Origin of the sequence: Niastella populi, assembly GCF_002078015.1 — a bacterium.
Classification (GTDB): Bacteria; Bacteroidota; Bacteroidia; order Chitinophagales; family Chitinophagaceae; genus Niastella; species Niastella populi.
On the sequence record NZ_LWBP01000078.1, the window covers coordinates 99,344 to 122,291 of the forward strand.

Below are 22,948 nucleotides of genomic sequence, written 5' to 3' on the forward strand. Positions count from 1 at the left end.
GGTTACGGGCAAACTTTCCAAAAACCTCCACGCAAAAGTTCAGATCAAACACGTTGATTTCGCCCTCTTCAATAAAATGGTGCTCGAAGGCACTCTCGTAAACGATCAACACAACGATACCCTCCTGTACGCCGGGGCCGTTAAGGTGAACATTACCGACTGGTTCTTCCTGAAAGACCGCGTAGTGCTCAGCTATATCGGGCTCGAAGATGCGGTTATTCAGCTCAAGCGTACCGACAGCACCTGGAACTACCGCTTCCTCGAAGATTATTTCAGCAGTCCCAAAAAACAACAGGTAAAAAAACAGGACGATATCGACCTCGATCTTGAAAAGGTCGAATTTAAAAATGTAAAGCTGAAACAGATCGATGGCTGGCGCGGGGAAGATATGACCCTGGTGCTGGGCTCGATGGACGTCGACGCCGAAGAGATCAACCTGAAAAAACGGTTAGCCCATATCAACGAAATTCAGATCGACAAACCTTTCTTTTCCATTTACAACTATACAGGGAACCGGCCCGATTCACTCAGGCCCAAACACAATTCCGTTCCTATTGTAAATGATCCCGATAACCTGCGCTGGAACCCGGGCAACTGGGATATTGCCGTTACAAAGCTCACGCTGAACAAAGGCACTTTTCTAAATGATCTCCAAACCGACAGGCTGCCCTACGAGTATTTCGATGGCGCTCATATTCGCTTTGCCGATATTAACGCAACCTTTAACAAGATCGCGTTAAAACAGGACACCTTAACCGCCCGCATCCTGCTTTCAACCAAAGAACGCAGCGGGTTTGTGGTTAAAAAACTTAGCGCCCGCCTTACCTGGCATCCTGAGGCCATGGAATTCGCCCGCCTCGATATTCAAACCAATCGAAGCCACCTGCAGAATTTCTTTGCCATGCGGTATGCCACGTTTGACGACATGAGCGACTTCGAGGAAAAGATCCGCATGGAAGGCGATTTTACCAATGCGGTTATAAACAGCGACGACATTGCCTATTTTGCCCCCGAGCTGCAGGCCTGGAAAAAAGAAATTCGCGTAACCGGTAAAGCAAAAGGTACGCTGGAAAGCATGAGCGCCCGTAAACTGGTGATCGAGGCCGGTAAAGACACCTACCTCAACGGAAACATTCGCATGAACAGCATTACCAATGTCGATAAAATGTATATCGACTTTGAGGCGAATGAATTGCGCACCACTTACCGCGACGCTATCACCATCATCCCCGATCTTAAAACGATCACCCAACCCCGGCTCGATAAACTCGAATACCTCCGCTTCAGAGGTAACTTTACGGGTTTTATAAAAGACTTTGTAACCTACGGCACCATCGAAACCAAACTCGGCGTAATAGTGAGCGACGTGAACATGAAGTTCCCCGATAATGCGCCAACCGTTTATACAGGTGGTATTGAAACCAGGTCCTTTGCCCTTGGCGAATTCGTTGATGTGCCTCAGGTTGGACTGATCAACTTTAAAGGATCGGTTAACGGGCGTGGACTGAAAGCCTCAACCCTCAACGCCAAACTCGACGGCAACATCCGCTCGCTCGACGTAAACAATTATAACTACCAGAACATCGTGGTAAAAGGCACCTTTGCCAAACGGTTGTTCAATGGAGAAGTCATCAGCAACGACCCCAATTTAACCGCCCGCCTCAACGGGTTGGTCGACTTCAGCCAGAAAATACCGGCATTCAATTTCGAAGCGGAGGTAAGCAAGGCCGATCTGCGCAATGTAAAACTCACCCGCGACAGTATTGAAGTGAAAGGTAAGTTCAGGATGAACTTTACCGGCGATAATATCGACAACTTTTTAGGTACCGCCCGCATTTACGAGGCCGCCGTGCTGAAAGATGGCAAGCCGCTTTCGTTCGATTCATTAAGCATTGAATCGAAAGCCATGGGCAAAAACAAAGTGATCACGGTAGTAAGTAATGAATTCGACGGTGCGCTGGTGGGTGAATTTTCGATCAGGGACCTGCCCGATGCGGTTCGTTCTTTCCTGAATAAATACTATCCCAGCTATATAAAACCTTCGAAGACCGAGCTCAAGAACGAGAACTTCAGCTTTGTGTTCACCACCAAAAAAGTGGATGAATACATGAGCTTCATTGATAAAAACCTAAGCGGTTTTAATTACAGTACCGTCACCGGGCGTATCAACAGCAAGGAAAACCTGCTCGATCTCAATGCCGAAATTCCCCAGTTCAACTATAAGAACATCGCTTTTTATAACGTGAACGTGAAAGGCACCGGTAATTACGATACACTTGCGTTAACCAGTTCAATAGCCGATGTATACATCAACGACAGCCTGCATTTCCCCGGTACCGACCTGCGGGTGCGCTCGGCCGACGACATGTCGCTGGTTCAATTAAAAACAGCCGCCAATCAAACGCTTAACTCGGCCGACCTGTTCGCCCGCGTGCAAACCATGCCATCGGGTGTTCGCATTACCTTCAACGAATCGCACTTCGATCTGAATGGTAAAAACTGGACCATTGAAAAGAACGGCGAACTGGTATTGAGTAAAGAACTGGTATCGGCCGATGGGGTAAAAATTTATAACGGCCAGCAGGAAATTCTGGTTACCACCCACCCTTCCGATGAAGGCAGCACCAATGATATAAAGGTAGAACTGAGAAAAGTGAATATAGGCGACTTTGCACCATATGTTGTAACCGATAACCGCCTGGAAGGATTGCTGACTGCCAACGTCGACATCGTTGATCCCTTTGGAAAATTACAGGTTGACCTGAATGGTGATGCCGAAATGTTCCGGCTCGATAACGATTCCATAGGCAGGCTGAAGCTGAATGCCAATTACAGCCAGCGTACCGGCAAGGTCAACTTCAGCACTATTTCAGAGAACGACAACTATAATTTCGATCTGAAAGGGTTGTACGATCTCCGCGACACCGCCAACAACGCACCGCTTGATATTTCCGGTAACTTCAGGGATACAAAGATCGGTCTGCTCGATAAATACCTCTCAGAGGTGTTCACCGATCTCAACGGGTTTGCCACCGGTCAGTTACGCATCGTAGGCCCACCCAATAACCTGAAATACCTTGGCCGCATGCAACTGCGCAATGGTGAGCTGCGGGTTATTTATACAAACGTATTATACAAAATACCAGCGGCAACATTTGATTTCAGGGATGGCGCTGTTGACTTTGGCAATTTTGTATTCAAGGATGAATACGGTAATACCGGGCATATTACAAAAGGGATCTTAAGGCACCAGGCCTGGGACGACCTGTATTTCGATTTTGCATTCAACACCAATAAACTGCAGGTGCTGAACACGCCGCCTACCAGCAAAGACCCCTTCTTCGGGAAGCTGATTGCAAAAGCAAACGCCACGTTCCGCGGTCCGCTCGAAGATATGCGGCTCGATGTTCGCGGAGAACCTGCCGATAGTTCCGAACTGTATATCCGTTCACAAACGGGTCGTGAAAGCGGTGAAGCCAATTTTGTGGTTTGGAAAAAGTACGGAACCGAAATGAAAGCCGTGCGCAGTTCCGAAGCAAGCAACCTGCATGTGTCGCTCGATGTGGTAGCAAACAACTATGCCAAAATGTTTGTGATCATCGATGAGCTTACAGGTGACATCATCACCGCCGTTGGCCATGGAAACCTGAAAATGGAAACCGGCACCGATGGTAATTTCAGTATCAACGGCCGGTACGATATAGATCGCGGAAATTACAACTTCAATTTCCAGTCGCTGCTGCGCAAGCCATTTAAACTGAAGGAGAATGCCGGTAATTTTATCCGCTGGAGCGGCGACCCATATGATGCCGAAATAGATATCGATGCAGAATATGTGGCCGACGATGTACGGTTCAGTGATCTGGCTACCAGTGCGGTTACCAGCGCAAATGACAATGTGCGCAAATACCGCGGTAAAGTAATTGTAGTGGCTATGCTTACCGAAAAATTAATGAAGCCTGAAATCAAGTTCCAGATCGAGCTGCCCACCGGTAGTTCGATCAAGGATGACCCTGATGCGCTGGCCATTCTGCAATTGATCCAACGCGATCAGAACGAGCTCAATAAACAGGTGGCCTTCCTCATCGTGTTCAACAGCTTTGGCCCTATTTCATCATCGAGCCAAAGTACCATCGGCGGCATCGCATTCAGCGGTGTTGTGGTGAACAGTATTTCAGGTGTGTTGTCGGGCGCGCTCAGTAAACAATTTTCCAGCATCTTCCAGAAGATCTTCAACGATAAAAGCATCAAGGTCAATTTCAACGCGCAGTTGTATAACGGCAGCAATCTTATAGATAATATCGATCGCAGCCGGCTGAACATCGACCGCACCAACCTCAATTTAAATATTGGTAAAAGCTTTTTGAACGAACGGCTCACCTTTACATTCGGCAGCGCGGTAGATTTTGGCTTGTCGTCACAACAGGTGCAGGCCACCAAGAACCTGCAGTTCCTGCCCGATATTTCGGCCGACTGGAAGATCCGCCAGGATGGTAAACTGGTGCTCACCTTCTTTTACCGCGATTCTTACAATTACCTATCGGGTACAGGCGCCCGTCAAAACCGTTCCGGCGCCAGTATCAGCTATCGCCGCGACTTTGAAAAAATAAGCGATCTGTGGCGGGTTGATAAAAAGAAAAAATTAAGGCCGCCGCTGGTAGATACTTCAGCAAATGATAACGGGAGTAATTAAAAGTCAGTTTATGGTTTGTCGTTTGTCGTTTGTGGTTGTTTTATCCGGAGCATCCTTTCTGTTTTAGGCAGACCGAACAGGCCAGCTCAGTGCCTAAAAAAAATATGGCTACCATTTGAAATAAACGGTAGCCATAAACCAAAAACAAAAAACTATAAACTAATTTATTTCTTCAGAATATCGTGCCCTAACTTATCTCTCTTGGTAGTCAGGTATTTTTCGTTATGCGGATTGGGCACTACTTCAATGGGAACAGCATCTACAATTTCAAGTCCGTAACCCAGCAAACCAGCGCGTTTTCTCGGGTTATTGCTCAGCAGGCGCAATTTCGAAATGCCGAGGTAGCGCAGGATCTGTGCCCCGATACCATAATCACGTTTATCCATCGGGAAACCAAGATGCAGGTTCGCTTCCACGGTATCAAAACCACTTTCCTGCAACTTGTAAGCTTTCAATTTATTCACCAGGCCAATACCCCTGCCCTCCTGGTTCATATATAATATTACACCCTTGCCTTCTTTTTCCACCTGCTGCATGGCGGCATGTAGTTGTTCACCGCAATCGCAACGCATAGAACCGAGGATATCGCCGGTAAAGCAGGATGAGTGCACGCGAACCAGCACCGGTTCGTCCTTCTGCCACTCTCCCTTTATAAGGGCAAGGTGTTCATTAGGCGTTCCTTTTTCATTAAAGGCGATCAGTTTGAAATTGCCCCATTTGGTGGGCATATCAACCCGAACGATCTCTTCTATCAGCGAATCGGTCTTAAGGCGATACTCTATCAGGTCTTTTATTGAAATTAGTTTCAGATCGAACCTTTTGGCAATTTCTTCCAACTCGGGCAGGCGGGCCATTGAACCATCGTCGTTCATGATCTCCACCAGCACGCTGGCAGGTTCAAAACCGGCTAAGCGGGCGAGGTCGTTACCGGCCTCGGTGTGGCCGGCCCGGCGTAAAACACCACCTTTTTTTGCTCGGAGTGGGAAAATATGCCCCGGACGGCCGAGGTCCTCAGGTTTTATGGTTGGATCTATCAGTGCCTGAATGGTTTTTGACCGGTCATGTGCCGAAATGCCGGAAGTACAGCCGTGGCCCAGGAGGTCAACCGATACGGTGAAGGCCGTTTCGTGCAATGCCGTATTATTATTTACCATCAGGTCGAGTTGCAGTTCGGCACAACGCTCCTCTTCCAGCGGCGCACAGATCAGTCCACGCCCGTATTTACTCATAAAATTCACGACCTCGGGGGTCACATTTCGTGCTGCTGTTAAAAAATCACCCTCATTTTCACGGTCCTCATCATCCACTACAATAACCAGCTTACCATTTTTTATGTCCTCTATGGCACTTTCTATAGAATCCAGCATGTTTTGAAATTTCGGCAAAGTTAACATAAAACAGGGAAGCAAACAGCCTTTTTGGAACATGAAAAGGCAGCGGCGAAAATTGCGCCCGGGCCTAACCAGTCGTGTAATCGGTTGATTATTTGTTTGCTACGACATTTATATAACAGGTATACGAGCAATTTGTTCGCCAGGTAGCCTTTACGCACAAAAAAAGTATGCAAAGATTTTAAGTTCCTTTGACTTATATCAACCATGCAGCCTTTTTACATTCCCGCTTGCCTGTATAGCAGATAGCTAAGGAAAATATATACTTACCGGAAAATAAATAACAGTGGGAGTTTCAGGTGTTTGGGTAAAATTCAGGGTATTGGTTAACGTTAATAACGTGTGCACTGCTTTTAATATAGAGATAATGTGAATAATTTGAAATTCAGCTACATTTGCTGCGACATTCAAAGAAACTGCCCCGTATACAGCCATGAATACAAACCAGCCATGGTTTGCCTGATTAAGCTATAATTCCAATATCAATTGCTTTTAATATTTATAGAAACCTGTGCGGCTGTAATTACATAACGATGCTCCTTGCTCAAAACTTTTGCTTTGCCTGTACCCGTGAATGAATGAGTACAAAATCAAACATCGCATATATGAGAAATTTTAAGGCTTATTTATTAACCCTTTTACTGCTTTGTGCCGGACTGCTGAGCGGGTATTCCCAGGTTACTACCAGTAGTATGACGGGGGTTGTTAAATCAACTAAAGGAGAACCCCTGGTAGGCGCAACAGTGGTAGCCCGCCACGAACCAACCGGTTCAATGTTCACAACCCTTACAAGAACCGGCGGCGTCTTCGACATTACTAATATGCCGCCCGGAGGTCCGTATACAATTACAATTACATATGTAGGTTATACCGCTTTTAAAAAAAGCGAGGTAAATATTCCGTTAGGTGAAAAGTTCGACCTGCAAACCGAAATGTCTGATAAAGAATTACAATCGGTAGTGGTTACTGCGGCAGGCCGTAAAGGGATCACTGAAAAAACGGGCGCTTCGACCAACATCAGCAACCGGTTGGTACAAAATATGCCCAACATTGCCCGTAGCTTAACCAACCTTACCCGCGTTACGCCTCAAAGCAACGGGAACAGTTTCGCGGGCATGAATAACCGGTATAATAATATCATGATCGACGGTTCGCTGTTCAACAACAACTTCGGCCGCAGCGGTGATGGTATGGTGCCCGGTGGCGCCACTTCGGCTATTTCTGTAGATGCCATAGACCAGGTGCAGGTAAACATCGCCCCTTATGATGTTCGCCAGGCCGGTTTCGTAGGCAGTGGTATCAACGCCGTAACGAGAAGAGGTACCAACAACTGGTACGGTACGGCTTATGGCTATTACCGCAACCAGGATTTCACCGGTAAAAAAGTGAAGGACAGGGATGTTCCCAATGCCAAACGCTCAACCAAGATCTTTGGCGGCAGTATTGGTGGCCCCATCATCAAGGACAAACTGTTCTTCTTCTTCAACATGGAATCGGAAAAAAGAACGCAGCCGGGCCAGACGTGGGTGGCTAAAACAAGTGCATCAGATAACAATCCCAACTCTACCTCGGTGTTGGCCAGCGACCTCGATGCGGTGAGAACATACCTCATGAATACACCTAAATTTGGCGGTTTTGATCCGGGCGCTTACCAGGGGTATGATTTTGAAACCGATAATACAAAGTTTCTGGGCCGTGTTGACTGGAATATTACCAGCAAGCACCGGGCAACATTCCGTTTTACTACATCGGAGACCAATGACGATGATATGGTGAACTCGTCCAGTACTTCAGGCCTTTCGAATGTAGCCGGTATCAACAACAGCCGTCGCGGCGGGCCAACCGGCGGTATGGCCTATACCGGTACCAATTTCAAGAACAACGTGAAAGTGTGGTCGGGCGTTTTTGAGTTGAACTCCACCTTCAACGGCCAGTGGAGCAACCAGTTCATCGCTTCTTATACCAAAAACGAATTGGTACGTGTGCCCAACAGCAATGTACCGTTTGTTGACATCATGAACAATGGTTCCAACAACGTATATATTTCATTTGGCACCGATCTTTTCTCTTACAAAAATGAGATCCGTGATAAAGCCCTTAATATATCGGAGAATGTTACTTATGTAACAGGCAAACACTCAATTACTGCAGGGATTAACTTCGACGCCATGCAGTTCGCCAACTCATTCACCAGTGCTGCCGGCCCTGGTTATTACCGGTATTCCAGCCTGGCATCATTCCTGGCCGACGAAGCGCCTTCGGTATATGCCCTCGCCTACGACCCAACCAATGCAACCGGCATAAAGGTTCCCGAAGCGAAATTTTCACAGTTAGGTTTTTATTTGCAGGATATTTTCTCGGTAACCAATAAATTGAAACTTACTTATGGTTTGCGGGTCGATCTGCCAATGTATCCATACGATCCGCCACGCAACCAGGCGCTGGAGCAGGTTGTGTTCAAAGACCAAAACCTGATGGATGAGCAGTTCGATGTAAGCCAATGGCCATGTGCCAAACCGCTGTGGTCGCCCCGCTTCGGTTTCACCTATGATGTAAAAGGCGATAAATCGCTGATTGTACGTGGTGGTACCGGTATTTTCACCGGTCGCATCCCATTCATCTGGCTGGTAAACCAGGTAGGTGATAATGGCGTTGTTCGCGCCCTGTACCAGCCCACCGGCGCTACGCTGGCAAACATCAGATATAGTACCGATAGAAATGCCCACCTGCCGCCAACGCCGCTTCCTCCGGTAGGAACCACCATCCCTAACGGGTCGTCTTATAGCGCAGCAGCTCGAGATTTCAGAATGCCGCAGGTATGGCGTTCAAATCTGGCGGTTGACAAACGTTTTGCGGGCAGTTACACCGCCACTTTCGAGGCTATATATACGAAAATGATCAACAACGTGTATTTCCGCAATGCTAACCTGGGTGAACAAAGTGGCACGCTTGGCGGCGTGGCTGATAAACGCCCAACCTATACACAAAGGTTGAACTCCGGCATTAACCAAATGATCGTTATGGACAATACCAGCAGAGGCTACAGCCTGGCATTGACCGGTCAGTTACAAAAGGCATTCTCTAACAAATGGGAAGCCGGTATCGCCTATACTTACACCCTGGCTAAAGAAGTGGCTATCGGAAGCTCTGACCAAAGCGCCAGCGGTTTCAACACCAATAACATTATCAACAATCCTAACCAGCCTGACCTCGGCCATTCAAACTTTGCCGTTCCTCACCGTATCGTAGCGAACGCCTCCTATCGCCTGGAATATCTGAATAAAAATATGGCCACTACTTTCAGCCTGTTCTATTCGGCACAGCCACAGGAACGTTACACGTACCGTTACGCCAACGATATCAACGGCGATGGCCAGCGTAACGATGCCATCTATATTCCAAAAGATCCATCAGAAATTGCATTTGTGGAAGGCGCAACGCTTGGCGGTAAAACCTATACAGCACAGGAACAAAGCGATGCTTTCTTTAAATACATTGAAAACGACCCGTACCTGAAAAAACACAAAGGTGAATACATGGAAAAGTATGGCGCCGTACTTCCATGGAACCATACCGTTGACCTGAGAGTTTTACAGGACTTCATTTACAGAAGAGGGGCAAATAAACATACTTTACAATTCAGCGTAGATGTAATTAACCTGCTGAACCTGTTGAACAGCGAATGGGGTTACCGCTATGCTTATACATTCGGAACCTTCCAGGATATGGGGGTGTTGGGGACACAAAACCCTTTCAACCGGGCTGCACCAAGATATACTTTCGATCCGGCCGGTCCAGCTAAGGGATATCAGCCAAACTACTCAACAACCAGCACCTGGGGCATTCAACTTGGTTTAAGATATATCTTCAACTAATAACAACATCCGCGATGTTAAAAGGGTGGGCCGCGAATGCGGCTCACCCTTTTTTATTGTTGTCAGGTTTCAAATTGTAGCGGGATGGAAAAAATTGTTAACGTACCGGTTCAAAATTAAAATCGTCTGGAACGTATTAAACTGATGCGTTTTCATACGATAAATTAATGATCCTTTTATTGAAAATCAAGCGAAGAGGAATGTGAATTGTAAATACTTATTTCAACTACCCCTTGCTCTTATTCCGCCAGCCCCACTTCAAAAACACGGGTAACGCTTTTGCCCAGGAACGGATGTCATGTTTGCCATCGGGTAATTGCAGGTAACGCATGGCTTTCCCTTCCAGCCAGCCTTTCGCCAGCAGTTCGCGCATCACATCTATGGTATCGTCAATAGAGTCGATCACATTATTACCATTGCGGTCTTCCGTTTCATCGAGCTCCCCGGCCTGAAAAAAGAATTTCAAGTTGGGATTGTATTGTCCCTGCCGTATCTGGTTGTGCATCAACCGATGGGTAGCTTCATTGAAGTCCTTATCTTTCCGGTCTTTTGAGCGCCACCACAATGAACCAGAGAACACACCCACTTTCGAAAACACATCCTGGTTGTTCCAAACCAGGTCAAGGGCGCTTAGTCCGCCCAACGAAAAACCGGCAAATGCGATCTCGTTGAAAACAAGGTTGCTATAACGCGAATGAATATATGGTAATAATTCCTCTAAAATAAACTGGCGGTACTGAGGGGCTTTGGAACCGCGGCCCTTGAAGTCGGGGCTGCTGATCATCCCATATTCATCGAGGCGGTCTTCCCCGCTATGAATACCAACACATAATAAAGGGGTGATGGTTTCGGTCTGCAGCAGATAACCGATCATTTTATCAAAGCCCATGGCTTCAACATCCTGACCGTCATTGAATAATAATAAACCCAGCGGGCTATCTCCGGCATTGCCGGCCGGACCGTAACAATTTATCGTTACTGTACGTTGGAGCGCTTCAGATGGCAATTCAACCGTTTCTACGATTATCCCGGTACTAACTTCTGTTTGCATGGCGCCAAAAATAGTTAAATCTGCAATAGTGGTAACGTTAAAAGTACAGGAATTGTACGATTTGTTTATTCACTATGCTTCCGATAAATTTGGTAGCAGGGACCTGAATTCAGGGATCGCATCACACAAATGTGCTTGTATGAAAAAAATAGGTATTCTTTTCGGCCGGGAACGAACTTTTCCAATGGCATTTATAGAACGCATCAATAGCAGGAATACACATGATATTGTTGCAGAACCTGTTCATATAGACAAAGTAATACAAGGCGCCGGGGTTGAATATGATGTGATCGTCGATCGCATTTCCCACGATGTTCCTTTCTACCGTTCCTATCTTAAAAATGCAGCCATTTGCGGCACTGCGGTCATCAATAACCCTTTCTGGGGAAGCGCCGATGAAAAATTCTTCAACAACTGCCTTGCGGTGAAGATCGGGGTGCCGGTACCAAAAACCGTCATTCTGCCCTCATATGAAATGCCACCCGAAACCAGTCCCGACTCATTCGTTAATCTCGCCTGGCCGCTTGACTGGGAAAAGATCTTTGACTATGTGGGGTTTCCGGCCTACATGAAACCCTTCGCAGGCGGCGGCTGGAAAAATGTTTACAAACTGCATAACAGCGAAGAATTCTTTCATATTCACAAAGAAACCGGCCAGCTGGTAATGCTGTTGCAGGAAGAAATTGTGTTCGAAGAATATTACCGGTGCTATTGCATTGGCGGAAAGTATGTGCACATAATGCCATACGAACCGCATAACCCCCATCACCTGCGCTATACCAAACAATACGCGCCCACACCAGACAAAATACAGCAGATGTCAGCAATCGTATGCCGCCTCAATCAATACCTGGGCTATGATTTCAATACAGTTGAACTGGCCATACGCGATGGTGTTCCTTACGCAATCGATTTTTGCAACCCGGTGCCCGATGCTGACCGGCCCAGCATTGGCGACGATAATTTTGAATGGGTGGTTGAAACCGCTGCTACCTATGCCATTGAAAGGGCGCTAACACACCAGCCGGGACACGATAACCTTACCTGGGGCGAATTTACCAAACGGAGTATGACCCGCGAAGAGTTGGGCGAAATAAAAAACGAAGTACTGGAAACGGAGGAATGAGTTGACGAGTTGATGAGTTGACTGGTTGACTAGTTAAAAATGGAACAGCATATCAGTAAATAAATAGGTGAACCGTTAGTTGAACGAAATACCTTTGTACCAAATAAGCATCAAATCATAAAAGCCCCCTGTAGGGGTTGGGGGTAATAAGAACATACGAATGGCAAACATAAACTTTTCGCAATTCACGCTTGGCATTGAAGAAGAATACATGGTACTCGATCCTGTTAACAGAGAGCTGAAAAGCCACCAGCAACGGATCGTTACCGAAGGACAAAAGGTAATAAAAGATAAGGTAAAAGCAGAAATGCATCAGGCCGTGGTGGAAGTTGGCACCGATGTTTGCCGCAATGTTGATGAAGCTTTTAAAGATGTAGGCAACCTGCGCCGCACCATCTCACATATAGCCGGTGATCTGGGTTTTTGGGTTGGCGCTGCCGGCACCCATCCCTTCAGTCATTGGGAGAGCCAGTTGATAACCGATCATGCGCGCTACAAAGAAATACTGGATGTATTACAGGATGCCGCACGCAGCAATCTCATTTTCGGGCTGCACGTACATGTAGGCATGGAAAGCCGCGAAATGGCCAACCACATAGCCAATTCAACCCGGTACTTCTTACCGCACATTTATGCGTTGAGCACCAACTCACCCTTCTGGGAAGGCCGGAACACCGGTTATAAATCGTACCGGTCGAAGATCTTCGACAAGTTTCCCCGTACCGGCATACCCGAAACCTTCGATACCATTGAGGACTATGACAATTTTATAAAGCTGCTGGTTAAAACCAACTGTATCGACAACGCCAAAAAGATCTGGTGGGACCTCCGCGTTCATCCATTCTTCAACACGGTGGAGTTCAGGATCTGCGATGTTCCTTTAACCGTACAGGAAACAATTTCCATAGCCGCCTTATTCCAGGGCGTGTGCGCCAAGATCTATAAACTGCGTACACAAAACCTCAACTTCATTCAATATTCCCGGGCACTTATTAACGAAAACAAGTGGCGGGCCAGCCGCTATGGCATCGATGGCTTACTGATCGACTTTGGGAAAGAAGAAGAGATCAATACCCGTGTGCTGATCTATGAGCTGCTCGATTTTGTAGATGATGTGCTCGATGAACTGGGCAGCCGTCATGCCATTAATTATATTACCAAACTAATGGAAGAAGGTACCGGGGCCGACCGGCAGTTAAAAGTATTTCAGCAAACGAACAGCCTGGTGAATGTGGTGGATTATATTCGTAGCCAATTTTTGGCGGGAATATAGGCAAGTTGTAAGTTATAAGTAATAAGTTGTAAGTTCCTGAATTCAAACCTCGCTGTTAAATAAAGGGCTGCACGCTTTTCAGAAAATTGTAGCTGGAATTGCTGTTAGCATCAGGTCGTTGGTTTTAAGTTTGCCCGTTATATATAAATTTTCACCATAATACAAGGCTCGTATTTGCCGCATTAAGGCACTACCAGTCTTATGGGCACAATATTTGTTAACATTTGCCCGTTCATTATTTCAATCCCGTCCCTATATCCACATGGAATTCCCGAAATAAATTACCTGGTTAAACAAATCTGTCCGGTATGAAAAAGTTCCTGATCAGTAGCTGGCCTGCTATTCTATTGCTGTTTTTGATAGCGTCGTGCGGCAAAGAAAAAAGCCTGGAAGAAGACCTTGCACAATACTATATTAAATGCAAGGTAGGCAGTGTTGACAAAACATTTAATATTGGCGCAGTGGCTTCCCAGCTAGACCTTGGCGGTGGCCTGATCAGCTATTCTGTTTTTGGGAAAACAGTTTCTGACCCCAATAACCTGGAGAGCCTCGGTTTTACCATTCAGCTCTCCGTTCCTTTTGCCACAGGCACCTACAAGGAAACCGATCCTACTACCGACTATTCCCTGGCAGGCATTTATAATCCTAACACAACCGAGGCTGCGGAAATATTTGCCAGCCGGTACGATGAGGAAGATCCATTCCAGATCACTTTCACCGAGATCACGGGCACTACGTTAAGCGGAATCTTTAAAGGCAAGTTGTTTGTCAATAACGCCGATCCCGATGCAGATTCGCTGGTGCTTACAAACGGATCGTTCAGAGTGAAATTTCAGAAGTAGTTCCTGAGGCGTGAAACGGCAAACCCCGACTCCATCGGGGCAAGCTGTGAAACGTGAAAGCCCCCCATTCTACTATTAATCAGCCTGCGGCACAGAAACCCTTTATCAACTTTATCACCTCTATCAACATTTCAACAATTCTCCAAAATTCCCTGTATTCCATTAGCTAATTATCGAATTATCACATTAGCTAATTATCGAATTATCACATTAGCTAATTAGTCTTCCATTGTCTTTCAAACCAACGCCCGAAAGTTGCAGCCGCAATGATTCACTGATCATATAGAATATCCTTTCTGCCGCAGCAGGGTAGTTCAATCCCTCCGGCCTGATGTTGGAAATGCAGTTGCGTGCTTCATCGGTTAACCCCGGCGCAGGGCGCCAGGTAAGATATACGCCTAAGCTATCGGGTGAGCTCAATCCGGGCCTTTCTCCTATAAGCACCGCAACCAGCCTTGCCTTCAACAAATGGCCGCATTCGTCACCAATGGCCACCCGGCCTTCCTGTACAATACATACAGGCGCAACCGATAGTGACGCTTTTTCAAATAGCGGCAGCAATAATTTCAGAACGGGAATGGCATGGCTGTTAATAGCCGTGGCAGATAATCCATCGGCCAGCACCAGGCAAAGATCATAACCGGTACTATTGAATTCCGTTAACTGATCATGCGATGCCGTATGCAGCCGCCGTCCTTTATGTGGGTATTGCAAATATTCGCTGCGGCTGGCAGCCTGTGTTTGTAAGGTAAAAGATGCCTGTTGTAATGATCGCAATTCGTTCAATAACACCGGCTGATCCAACACCGCATAAACCGCATCACGCGCATGGGCGTGCGCCAGCCTGAATTGCAGCAAAGCCTGCAATGGCTCTGCCGTGCCGGTTCTTCCCAAAGCAATACGGGCGGCGGTAAACTCTTTTAAATTAGCCCAGGGATCTGTTTGAACGATATGTTTTTCTATGTTACCCATTCAATTATTGAGTTATTCAGTTATTCAGTTATTCAGTTGTTCAGTTGTTCAGTTGTTCAGTTCAAAACCCGCTATTAATTACCTGTAAACATGGGCGCATCAGCGCCCTTAAAAAATTAACTTAATAACTGAACAACTGAATAACTTATGAACTTAGCTATTCATCAATTGCAACAACTTATGCTTGTCCTGCACCGGTAACAAAGTTCCTTCTTCATTCATGATGCCCTGTTTCAACAACCATTGCTCAAACTCAGGGGCGGGCTTCAGGCCAAGCACCCTGCGCACATACAACACATCATGAAATGAAGTGCTTTGATAATTCAGCATTATATCATCAGCGCCGGGAATACCCATTATATAATTGCAGCCGGCCACACCTAATAAGGTAAGCAGGTTATCCATATCATCCTGGTCGGCTTCGGCATGGTTGGTATAACACACATCAACTCCCATCGGCAAACCAAGCAGTTTACCACAAAAATGATCTTCCAGCGCCGCCCTGATGATCTGTTTACCATCGAATAAATATTCCGGACCAATAAAACCAACCACTGTATTGACCAGCAAGGGCGAAAACTTTCTGGCCACCGCATAGGCCCGTGCTTCGCAGGTTTGCTGATCAACCCCTTCATGCGCATTGGCCGATAAGGAACTCCCCTGCCCTGTTTCAAAATACATAACATTATTACCCAGCGTGCCCCGTTGTAACGACAAAGCCGCCTCGTACGCCTCCTGTAATAAAGCCAGGTCAATACCAAAACTTTTATTGGTCTTTTCGGTACCGCCTATAGATTGAAACACCAGATCGATCGGCGCCTTTTGCTGCACCAGTTGTAAAGAAGTGGTTACATGGCTTAAAATGCAGCTTTGCGTTGGGATCTCAAACCGCTGAATGATGGAATCGAGCATATGCAGCAGCATTTGCACATGCGCCGGTGAATCCGTTGCCGGATTGATGCCGATCACCGCATCACCGCTGCCATATAATAAACCGTCAACGATACTGGCTGCAATTCCTTTGGGATCATCTGTAGGGTGATTGGGTTGCAGCCTTACCGACAACCTTCCTTTCAACCCGATCGTATTGCGAAACTTCGTAACCACTTCGCATTTACGGGCCACGCTGATTAGGTCCTGGTTGCGCATCAGTTTTGAAACGGCCGCCACCATTTCAGGTGTTAATCCCGGCGCCAGTTGTCGTAAACCAGCCGGCGTAGCTTCATCGCTTAACAACCAGTTGCGCAACTGGCCGGTTGTAAAATGGGCAACCGGAGCAAATGCCTGTGCATTATGTGAATCGATGATGAGCCGGGTTACTTCGTCCTGTTCATACGGAATAACATGTTCGGTAAGAAAGTTTGTAAGCGGTACATCGGCCAGCGCCAATTGCGCTGCTACCCGTTCTTTATAATCAGCAGCCGCTACGCCCGCCAGCGCATCGCCCGAACGGAAAGGGCCTGCCTTCGCCAGCAGTTCTCTCAATGTATTAAAATGGTAAGTATGCTGCTGTATGGTGTAACGATAAGCCATCAGTTATTTAGTTATTGAGTGCTCTTTTCTGAACGCAACAAACAATACAACCAGTAAGATCAACAAGCCAAAGAATACAATACTTATTAAGGGGTTATACCAGACAATGGCCACCAGGCAAACCACCCCTAATACCAGGGCCGTTCCGGGGAACCAGGGATACAAAGGTACTTTGAAAGGCCGTTCCATAGCCGGCTCTTTTCGCCGCAATACCAGCAAACTGATCATACTGATTATATACATCACTACCGCCCCCAAAGCGCTTAAAATGATCACCTCGCCGGTATTCCCAATACATAAGGCAATAACACCTACCAGTCCACCGGCGGTCATTGCCGCATGCGGCGTTTGAAACCGTTTATTTACCCTGGCCAGCACTTCGGGTAAATAACCGCTTCGGGCCATGGCATATAACTGCCGCGAATAACTGATAATTACGCCATGAAAAGAAGCCACCAACCCAAACAAACCAATGCCCGCAAATACTTTTGTCCAGCTGTTTTGTTTACCCAAAACCACACTGATAGCCTCGGGCAACGGGTAATCGATAGCGGCCAGGTTATGCCAGTTGGTAACGCCGCCGGTAAAGAACATTACCCCAAAAGCCAGCAGCACCAACGTTACTATGCCATAAATGTATCCGCGGGGAATGGTACGTTGCGGGTCTTTCACTTCTTCGGCCACCATTGCCACGCCTTCAATAGCCAGGTAAAACCAGATGGCAAAAGGCAATGCGGCAAATACGCCGCCCCAGCCGAATGGCATGGGATCATGGTTAAAATTTTCCCAGCGAAAAGCAGGCGCGGCTATGCCCATGAACAATAATAGTTCAGCCACCGCCATCAGCGTTACTACCAGCGAGAACATCGCCGATTCTTTAATGCCCAATACATTTATCAACGTGAACACCACATAACACCCGATAGCAACGGGCAATACCGGCAATGCCGGGTGCAGAAAATGTACATAACTGCCCAGTGCGAAAGCAACGGCCGGGGGCGCCAGTAAAAATTCTACCAGCGTGGCGTAACCGGCTATCAACCCGCCCACCGGTCCCAACGCTTTGTATGCATAGGTGAACGGGCCGCCCGCCTGCGGTATGGCAGCGGTTAATTCGGTAAAGCTGAAAATGAATGTAATGTAAAAGACGGTGACGATGATGGTTGCGATCAGCAACCCGCCCGTTCCTGCTACCTGCCAGCCAAGGTTCCAGCCAAAATATTCGCCTGAGATCACCAAACCTACCGCCAGCGCCCACAGGTGCACGGGTTTCAATACCTTTTTCAATGAAGGGTTGCTATGCATGCAATTAGTTTTAATATTCCAACTTTCTGTTGTTTTGGACTTTAAAGCAACCGTAAGAACAATGAGAACTTAAGATATTACAAACTAATTAAAAGTTGGGAAAGAACAGGAAAAGAATTTATAATTATATCAATCAGTAAGTTAGGCTCAAATTATGGCACTGCTGATCAACGTGCATTTTTGCAAAAAACAGCAACCGGCCTACAGATTTTTAAAATTTTAAGGTTAGATTCGCTGCCATTTGAACGGTACGCATTAGTGCCTTTTATTACTTTCAAAACTTATTTATTTATGCGACTGCTGCTGTACATTTCCTCTTTTATCGCTATTACTTTAGTAAGCTTTACCGGAATGCAACAAAAACAAAAGATCGTTTTCTTCGGCGACTCAATTACCCAGGCCGGTGTATCACCAACAGGTTATATAACAGTGCTGGGCAACCTGATTGCACAAAAGGGATTGAAAGATCAGTATGAACTGGTAGGCGCAGGGATCGGCGGCAATAAAGTAACAGACCTGTATTTAAGACTGGAAGATGATGTGCTGGCCAAAAATCCCAATACGGTGGTGATCTGGATCGGTGTTAACGACGTTTGGCATAAAAAAGGCGGCACCGGTACCGATGCCAATAAATTTGAACAATTTTACAATGCCATCATCAAAAAATTACAGGCAAAAAATATTAAAGTGGTAATGGCCACACCGGCTGCCATTGGCGAAAAAACCGATTTCAGCAATGAGCTGGATGGCGATCTGAACAAATACGCCAATATCATTCGTTCCGTTGCAGCAAAGAACAACTGTCCGCTGGTTGATCTGCGCAAAGCTTTCCTTGCTTATAACCTGGCCAACAATACAGAGAACAAAGACAAAGGAATTCTTACCGGCGACGGCGTTCACCTGAACGAGAAAGGCAACATGCTGGTAGCCGAAGAAATGATGAAAGCGCTGGTTAAATAGGAACATTTGGGAAAGGTGTGCCACACTTTCGAAGTGTGGCACACCTTTGTTATTTTTGTATAATACTATGAATAAACCAACAACCATACGAGTGGCTCTGCTGGATCTGTATGAGGGCCAGGTAAATGAAGGGATGCGCTGCATCCGCGACATTCTGCAGCAGTATAGTAAAGCAAACAATATCAATCTCGTATGCAAAGAATTCGACGTACGGCAAAAATACCAGCTGCCCGGTCTGCATCACGATGTTTACATTTCTTCGGGCGGTCCCGGTTCACCGCTTATAACCGGCCATGAATGGGAACGGTTGTATTTTGAATGGATCTATGAACTGGAGCAATATAACCGCAGCGAACAGCGTCCCAAAAAACATGTATATTTTATCTGCCACTCTTTTCAGCTGGCCGTTCAATACTTCCGCATAGCCAAAGTTACCAAACGCAAATCCACCGCTTTTGGCGTTTTTCCGATTCATATGCAGTTGAATAGTAAAGAGGAGGCTATTTTCAATGGTTTGCACGACCCATTTTATGCCGTTGACAGCCGTAACTACCAGGTGGTGAAGCCCGATCATGAGCAAATGCAAAAAAAAGGCGCCGTTATTCTGGCCATTGAAAAAGAACGCCCGCATGTGCCGCTCGAAAGGGCCATCATGGGCATACGTTTCAACGATTATATGGTGGGCACCCAGTTTCACCCCGAAGCAGATGCGCCCGGTATGAGCCGGTACCTGCAGCGTGAAGACAAAAAACAAATGGTGATCAAAAACCATGGGTTCGAAAAATGGCAGTCCATGATCGAACATCTCAACGACCCCGATAAGATCTTATTTACCTACTCGCATATACTACCCAATTTTCTCGACATGGCAATTGAAGCGACAAAAGGGGGCGTGAATCGACAATCGTGAAATAAAATACAGCCGAAGGCCAACAGCTTAAGGCTTAAAGCCAATACAGAAACAGCCGCGCTGGAAACTGATAGGGATACTCACCGTTCTTCTGCACTAAGAACTCAGAACTGAATAACTGAATAACTGAATAACTGAACAACTGAACAACTGAATAACTGAATAACCAGTCAACTTGTTAACCCGTCAACTTTCTTACAATAACTTCTACGTATCTTTCCCTACAAAACAGTCAACTCATGGTACCCGGTTTGCGGAAAACATTTAATACATCTTTTACCGATCGGCAATACGAAGCATTTTTAAAAGACCTGAACAGTAAATACCCCGGCGCCATAGCGTTCAGGTTGTGCGAAACACCGGTCTTTGCCGATAAGCTGTTTGCCGGTAAAATGATCGGGGCCTGCGAGCATATTGTCGATGTGATCACCGACCCGGCATTTAAATCAATGACAGAAGCAGGCATCCCCGCCGGCGAACGGGTTCCCAACGAAAGCGATCATTGCGAACTGTTCTGCTTCGATTTCGGCGTTTGCCTCAATGAGGAAGGGGAACCCGAACCCCGGCTGATCGAAATGCAGGGCTTTCCTACCCTCTTCGGCTTCCAGGTATTTTACCCCGATCTCTTCAGAGAATATTTCCCCATACCAGAAAATTACAGCCAGTACCTGAACGGACTGAACCGTGAAACTTATCTGCAGTTGTTAAAGGAAGTGATCACCGGTGATGTACCTGCAGAGAACACAATTTTGCTTGAAATAAAACCACACGAACAAAAGACCCGGATCGATTTTTACACCACACAGGAATACCTGGGTATACAACCGGTTTGCATTACCGAACTTATACAGGAAGGAAAAGACCTGTATTATATGCGCAACGGTAAGAAAACCCAGGTAAAGCGCATTTACAACCGCGTTATATTCGATGAATTGCAGACAAAGAAAAATACACTTGGCAATTTTACCGACATTACCCAGGACCTGAACGTACAATGGGTGCCCCATCCCAACTGGTTTTACCGCATCAGTAAATACACCCTGCCGTTGTTACACCATCCTTATGTGCCGGCCACTTATTTTCTGAACGAAATAAAACAACTGCCTGCCGACCTGGAGAATTATGTTTTAAAACCCTTATTTTCCTTTGCGGGACAAGGCGTAGTGATAGATATAACACCTGCGGATATCGAAAAAATAACCGACCCGCACAACTGGATCCTGCAGCGAAAAGTAAAATATGCAGAGATCATTGAAACACCCGACATGCCGGCCAAAGCGGAGATCAGGATCATGTATGCGTGGAAAAAAGGCTGGGACCGGCCGCAACCCGTTATCAACCTCGCCCGGTTAAGCAAAGGAAAAATGATCGGCGTAGCTTACAACAAAGACAAAAAGTGGGTTGGCGGCAGCGTTTGTTTTTTTGAACGGTAATGCTCATTCTATAAAAAAATACATATGCAACACCTTAACGACATTAAAGGCAAAGAGATTGTGCCGGGTTTATTCGGCCGTTTTGTTCATGGCGATAAAATAACCCTTTCGTTCGTTGAGATACAACAGGGAGCGCAATTACCCGAGCACAGCCACCCGCATGAACAGATCACCTATCTTATGGAAGGAGAACTGGAAATGGTGATCGGCGGCGAGAAAATGTTGCTTACGCCCGGCATGGTGCATGTCATTCCGGGTAATGTACCACACAGCGCCTATGCCCGTACTGCGGTTAAAGTGCTCGATGCCTTTTCACCGGTGCGGGAAGATTATATAATACCATAGTTATTCAGTTGTTCAGTTGTTCAGTTATCGAACGCGATATTATTCGCGAGCTCCTGAATTTGAGAACTTATGAACTGAACAACTGAACAACTCACAAATTGGTTTACTCCTCCGCCGTATTTTTCATTTTACCCAGCACTGCATACGCATTCTTTGTAACTACACTCATTCCTGAAAGCTCACTGTTGTTTGCGCTAACGGCCACGCGGTCATTCTCGCGAATGCCCGTTTCTACATTCACCAGTTGAAAAGCATTTTTACCGGTTGCCTGTACAATGTATTGCTGGTTGCCATATCGCACTACTGCTTCTTCGGGTACGGTTAACGAGGGCACATTCTCCAGGTGGATGGAGGCATTCAAAAACATTCCGGGTAACAGGTTCTTTGGCCGGGTTTTGAAATGACAATGTATAATACCGCTGCGGTTGGCGTCTACGTTACGGGTAACCAGTATCACTTCGCAATCATATTCTTTATCCGGCTCGTCAACAAAGGACACTTTCACCAGTTGGTCAACCTTTATCTTAGCCATGTCTTTTTCAAAAACAGTCAATGCGGCATGGATGTCGTCGGGGTTTATTAGCTCAAACAACACATCGGTGGCGTTCACGAACTTGCCGATATTTACATTCACCTTCGATACAAAACCATTGATGGGTGAATAAATGGGTACGCTGCGCGAAATATTGTTTTCGCTCAACGAAGCGGGATTTACATTTATCAACCGCAGTTTTTCACCAAGCCCCTTTACCAGAACTTTCTGCGACGCATGATCAGCCTGCACCTGTTGAAAGGTTTTCGCCGCACTCACCTGTTCTTCGCTCAGTTCTTTTTGCCGCTCATATTCCTGTTGCAAAAAACGTAACCGGGCCAGCGCCATCAGGTAATCCTGTTGCAGTTGCACCAGTCCCTGGTCTTCGATGATGCCAATTACCTGCCCCCTGTTTACATGCATCCCCGGCAGCAAAGTGGTATTCTTCAGGTAACCGCCTAAAGGAAAACTTACCGATACAATATTCTGCGGCGGCACATCCACAACCCCGTTCACCTTCAGTACGGAGTTCAGGTTTTGCGATTGTACCGGGCCGGTTTCTATACCGGCATTTTTTATCTGTGCTTCGGTGAGCGTTACCGAACTTACGTCGGCGGGCTCTTGTTTTTCTATCGCTTTTTCATCCGTTGACGAACACGAAACAGATAAAAGCAAAACGGCTATATATAAAAACAAATTCTTCATGT

At 46.5% G+C, this 22,948-nt stretch carries 15 protein-coding genes; 9 read left to right on the top strand and 6 right to left on the bottom strand.

Annotated elements, in window-relative coordinates; all coding sequences use genetic code 11:
• The first annotated feature begins 76 nt into the window (after window positions 1–76).
• Complete coding sequence (locus tag A4R26_RS08740; protein ID WP_081163405.1) at window positions 77–4,693, top strand: translocation/assembly module TamB domain-containing protein; 4,617 nt, start codon at window positions 77–79, stop codon at window positions 4,691–4,693.
• A gap of 164 nt (window positions 4,694–4,857) precedes the next feature.
• Here A4R26_RS08740 and A4R26_RS08745 read toward each other — a convergent pair whose 3' ends face one another.
• The gene (locus tag A4R26_RS08745; RefSeq protein WP_081163479.1) at window positions 4,858–6,060 is read right to left on the bottom strand and encodes a bifunctional 3,4-dihydroxy-2-butanone-4-phosphate synthase/GTP cyclohydrolase II; all 1,203 of its coding nucleotides are present in this window, start codon (window positions 6,058–6,060) and stop codon (window positions 4,858–4,860) included.
• Window positions 6,061–6,689: 629 nt separating this feature from the next.
• Here A4R26_RS08745 and A4R26_RS08755 point away from each other — a divergent pair.
• Window positions 6,690–9,959 carry a TonB-dependent receptor gene (locus tag A4R26_RS08755; RefSeq protein WP_165760200.1) on the top strand — a complete coding sequence of 1,090 codons (3,270 nt, stop codon included), beginning with the start codon at window positions 6,690–6,692 and terminating at the stop codon, window positions 9,957–9,959.
• Between the two features lie 226 nt (window positions 9,960–10,185).
• Here A4R26_RS08755 and A4R26_RS08760 read toward each other — a convergent pair whose 3' ends face one another.
• Window positions 10,186–11,010 (bottom strand): alpha/beta hydrolase, encoded by an 825-nt coding sequence (locus tag A4R26_RS08760; protein ID WP_081163408.1) that lies wholly within the window; start codon window positions 11,008–11,010, stop codon window positions 10,186–10,188.
• A gap of 139 nt (window positions 11,011–11,149) precedes the next feature.
• Here A4R26_RS08760 and A4R26_RS08765 point away from each other — a divergent pair, with 139 nt between their 5' ends.
• The 3 genes from A4R26_RS08765 to A4R26_RS08775 all read left to right on the top strand — a co-directional run bounded on the left by A4R26_RS08765 (window position 11,150) and on the right by A4R26_RS08775 (window position 14,251).
• Window positions 11,150–12,136 (top strand): ATP-grasp domain-containing protein, encoded by a 987-nt coding sequence (locus A4R26_RS08765; RefSeq protein WP_081163480.1) that lies wholly within the window; start codon window positions 11,150–11,152, stop codon window positions 12,134–12,136.
• Between the two features lie 160 nt (window positions 12,137–12,296).
• Window positions 12,297–13,409, top strand: coding sequence for a carboxylate-amine ligase (locus A4R26_RS08770; RefSeq protein WP_081163409.1), 1,113 nt, complete (start codon window positions 12,297–12,299; stop codon window positions 13,407–13,409).
• Window positions 13,410–13,717: 308 nt separating this feature from the next.
• Window positions 13,718–14,251, top strand: a complete 534-nt coding sequence (locus tag A4R26_RS08775) for a hypothetical protein (RefSeq protein WP_081163410.1) — start codon at window positions 13,718–13,720, stop codon at window positions 14,249–14,251.
• A gap of 210 nt (window positions 14,252–14,461) precedes the next feature.
• Here the strand turns inward: A4R26_RS08775 and eutC are convergent, their stop codons facing one another.
• From eutC to eat, 3 genes are all read right to left on the bottom strand, one after another.
• Window positions 14,462–15,223, bottom strand: coding sequence for an ethanolamine ammonia-lyase subunit EutC (gene eutC, locus A4R26_RS08780; protein WP_081163411.1), 762 nt, complete (start codon window positions 15,221–15,223; stop codon window positions 14,462–14,464).
• Between the two features lie 153 nt (window positions 15,224–15,376).
• The gene (locus tag A4R26_RS08785; RefSeq protein WP_081163412.1) at window positions 15,377–16,756 is read right to left on the bottom strand and encodes an ethanolamine ammonia-lyase subunit EutB; all 1,380 of its coding nucleotides are present in this window, start codon (window positions 16,754–16,756) and stop codon (window positions 15,377–15,379) included.
• A gap of 3 nt (window positions 16,757–16,759) precedes the next feature.
• Window positions 16,760–18,061, bottom strand: a complete 1,302-nt coding sequence (gene eat, locus A4R26_RS08790) for an ethanolamine permease (RefSeq protein WP_081163413.1) — start codon at window positions 18,059–18,061, stop codon at window positions 16,760–16,762.
• A gap of 291 nt (window positions 18,062–18,352) precedes the next feature.
• Between eat and A4R26_RS08795 the strand changes: the two genes are divergently transcribed.
• The 4 genes from A4R26_RS08795 (at window position 18,353) to A4R26_RS08810 (ending at window position 21,709) form a co-directional block, all read left to right on the top strand.
• A complete protein-coding gene (locus tag A4R26_RS08795; protein WP_081163481.1) occupies window positions 18,353–19,021 on the top strand; it encodes an SGNH/GDSL hydrolase family protein in 669 nt (222 codons plus the stop codon).
• A gap of 67 nt (window positions 19,022–19,088) precedes the next feature.
• Window positions 19,089–19,931, top strand: coding sequence for a glutamine amidotransferase-related protein (locus tag A4R26_RS08800; protein ID WP_081163414.1), 843 nt, complete (start codon window positions 19,089–19,091; stop codon window positions 19,929–19,931).
• 239 nt (window positions 19,932–20,170) lie between these two features.
• Window positions 20,171–21,364, top strand: coding sequence for a hypothetical protein (locus tag A4R26_RS08805; RefSeq protein WP_081163415.1), 1,194 nt, complete (start codon window positions 20,171–20,173; stop codon window positions 21,362–21,364).
• Window positions 21,365–21,388: 24 nt separating this feature from the next.
• Complete coding sequence (locus A4R26_RS08810) at window positions 21,389–21,709, top strand: cupin domain-containing protein (RefSeq protein WP_081163416.1); 321 nt, start codon at window positions 21,389–21,391, stop codon at window positions 21,707–21,709.
• A gap of 103 nt (window positions 21,710–21,812) precedes the next feature.
• Here the strand turns inward: A4R26_RS08810 and A4R26_RS08815 are convergent, their stop codons facing one another.
• On the bottom strand, window positions 21,813–22,946 hold the full coding sequence (locus A4R26_RS08815; RefSeq protein ID WP_081163417.1) for an efflux RND transporter periplasmic adaptor subunit: 1,134 nt from the start codon (window positions 22,944–22,946) through the stop codon (window positions 21,813–21,815).
• Window positions 22,947–22,948: the final 2 nt, after the last annotated feature.

What these genes read in the sequence shown, in the direction of transcription:
- A4R26_RS08770 (WP_081163409.1), top strand. Translation starts at nt 12,297, where the DNA reads ATGGCAAACATAAACTTTTCGCAATTCACGCTTGGCATTGAAGAAGAA.
- A4R26_RS08755 (WP_165760200.1), top strand. Translation starts at nt 6,690, where the DNA reads ATGAGAAATTTTAAGGCTTATTTATTAACCCTTTTACTGCTTTGTGCC.
- A4R26_RS08765 (WP_081163480.1), top strand. Translation starts at nt 11,150, where the DNA reads ATGAAAAAAATAGGTATTCTTTTCGGCCGGGAACGAACTTTTCCAATG.
- A4R26_RS08805 (WP_081163415.1), top strand. Translation starts at nt 20,171, where the DNA reads ATGGTACCCGGTTTGCGGAAAACATTTAATACATCTTTTACCGATCGG.
- A4R26_RS08800 (WP_081163414.1), top strand. Translation starts at nt 19,089, where the DNA reads ATGAATAAACCAACAACCATACGAGTGGCTCTGCTGGATCTGTATGAG.
- A4R26_RS08745 (WP_081163479.1), bottom strand. Translation starts at nt 6,060, where the DNA reads ATGCTGGATTCTATAGAAAGTGCCATAGAGGACATAAAAAATGGTAAG.
- A4R26_RS08775 (WP_081163410.1), top strand. Translation starts at nt 13,718, where the DNA reads ATGAAAAAGTTCCTGATCAGTAGCTGGCCTGCTATTCTATTGCTGTTT.
- A4R26_RS08795 (WP_081163481.1), top strand. Translation starts at nt 18,353, where the DNA reads ATGCGACTGCTGCTGTACATTTCCTCTTTTATCGCTATTACTTTAGTA.
- eat (WP_081163413.1), bottom strand. Translation starts at nt 18,061, where the DNA reads ATGCATAGCAACCCTTCATTGAAAAAGGTATTGAAACCCGTGCACCTG.
- A4R26_RS08740 (WP_081163405.1), top strand. Translation starts at nt 77, where the DNA reads ATGGTGCTCGAAGGCACTCTCGTAAACGATCAACACAACGATACCCTC.
- A4R26_RS08810 (WP_081163416.1), top strand. Translation starts at nt 21,389, where the DNA reads ATGCAACACCTTAACGACATTAAAGGCAAAGAGATTGTGCCGGGTTTA.
- eutC (WP_081163411.1), bottom strand. Translation starts at nt 15,223, where the DNA reads ATGGGTAACATAGAAAAACATATCGTTCAAACAGATCCCTGGGCTAAT.
- A4R26_RS08760 (WP_081163408.1), bottom strand. Translation starts at nt 11,010, where the DNA reads ATGCAAACAGAAGTTAGTACCGGGATAATCGTAGAAACGGTTGAATTG.
- A4R26_RS08785 (WP_081163412.1), bottom strand. Translation starts at nt 16,756, where the DNA reads ATGGCTTATCGTTACACCATACAGCAGCATACTTACCATTTTAATACA.
- A4R26_RS08815 (WP_081163417.1), bottom strand. Translation starts at nt 22,946, where the DNA reads ATGAAGAATTTGTTTTTATATATAGCCGTTTTGCTTTTATCTGTTTCG.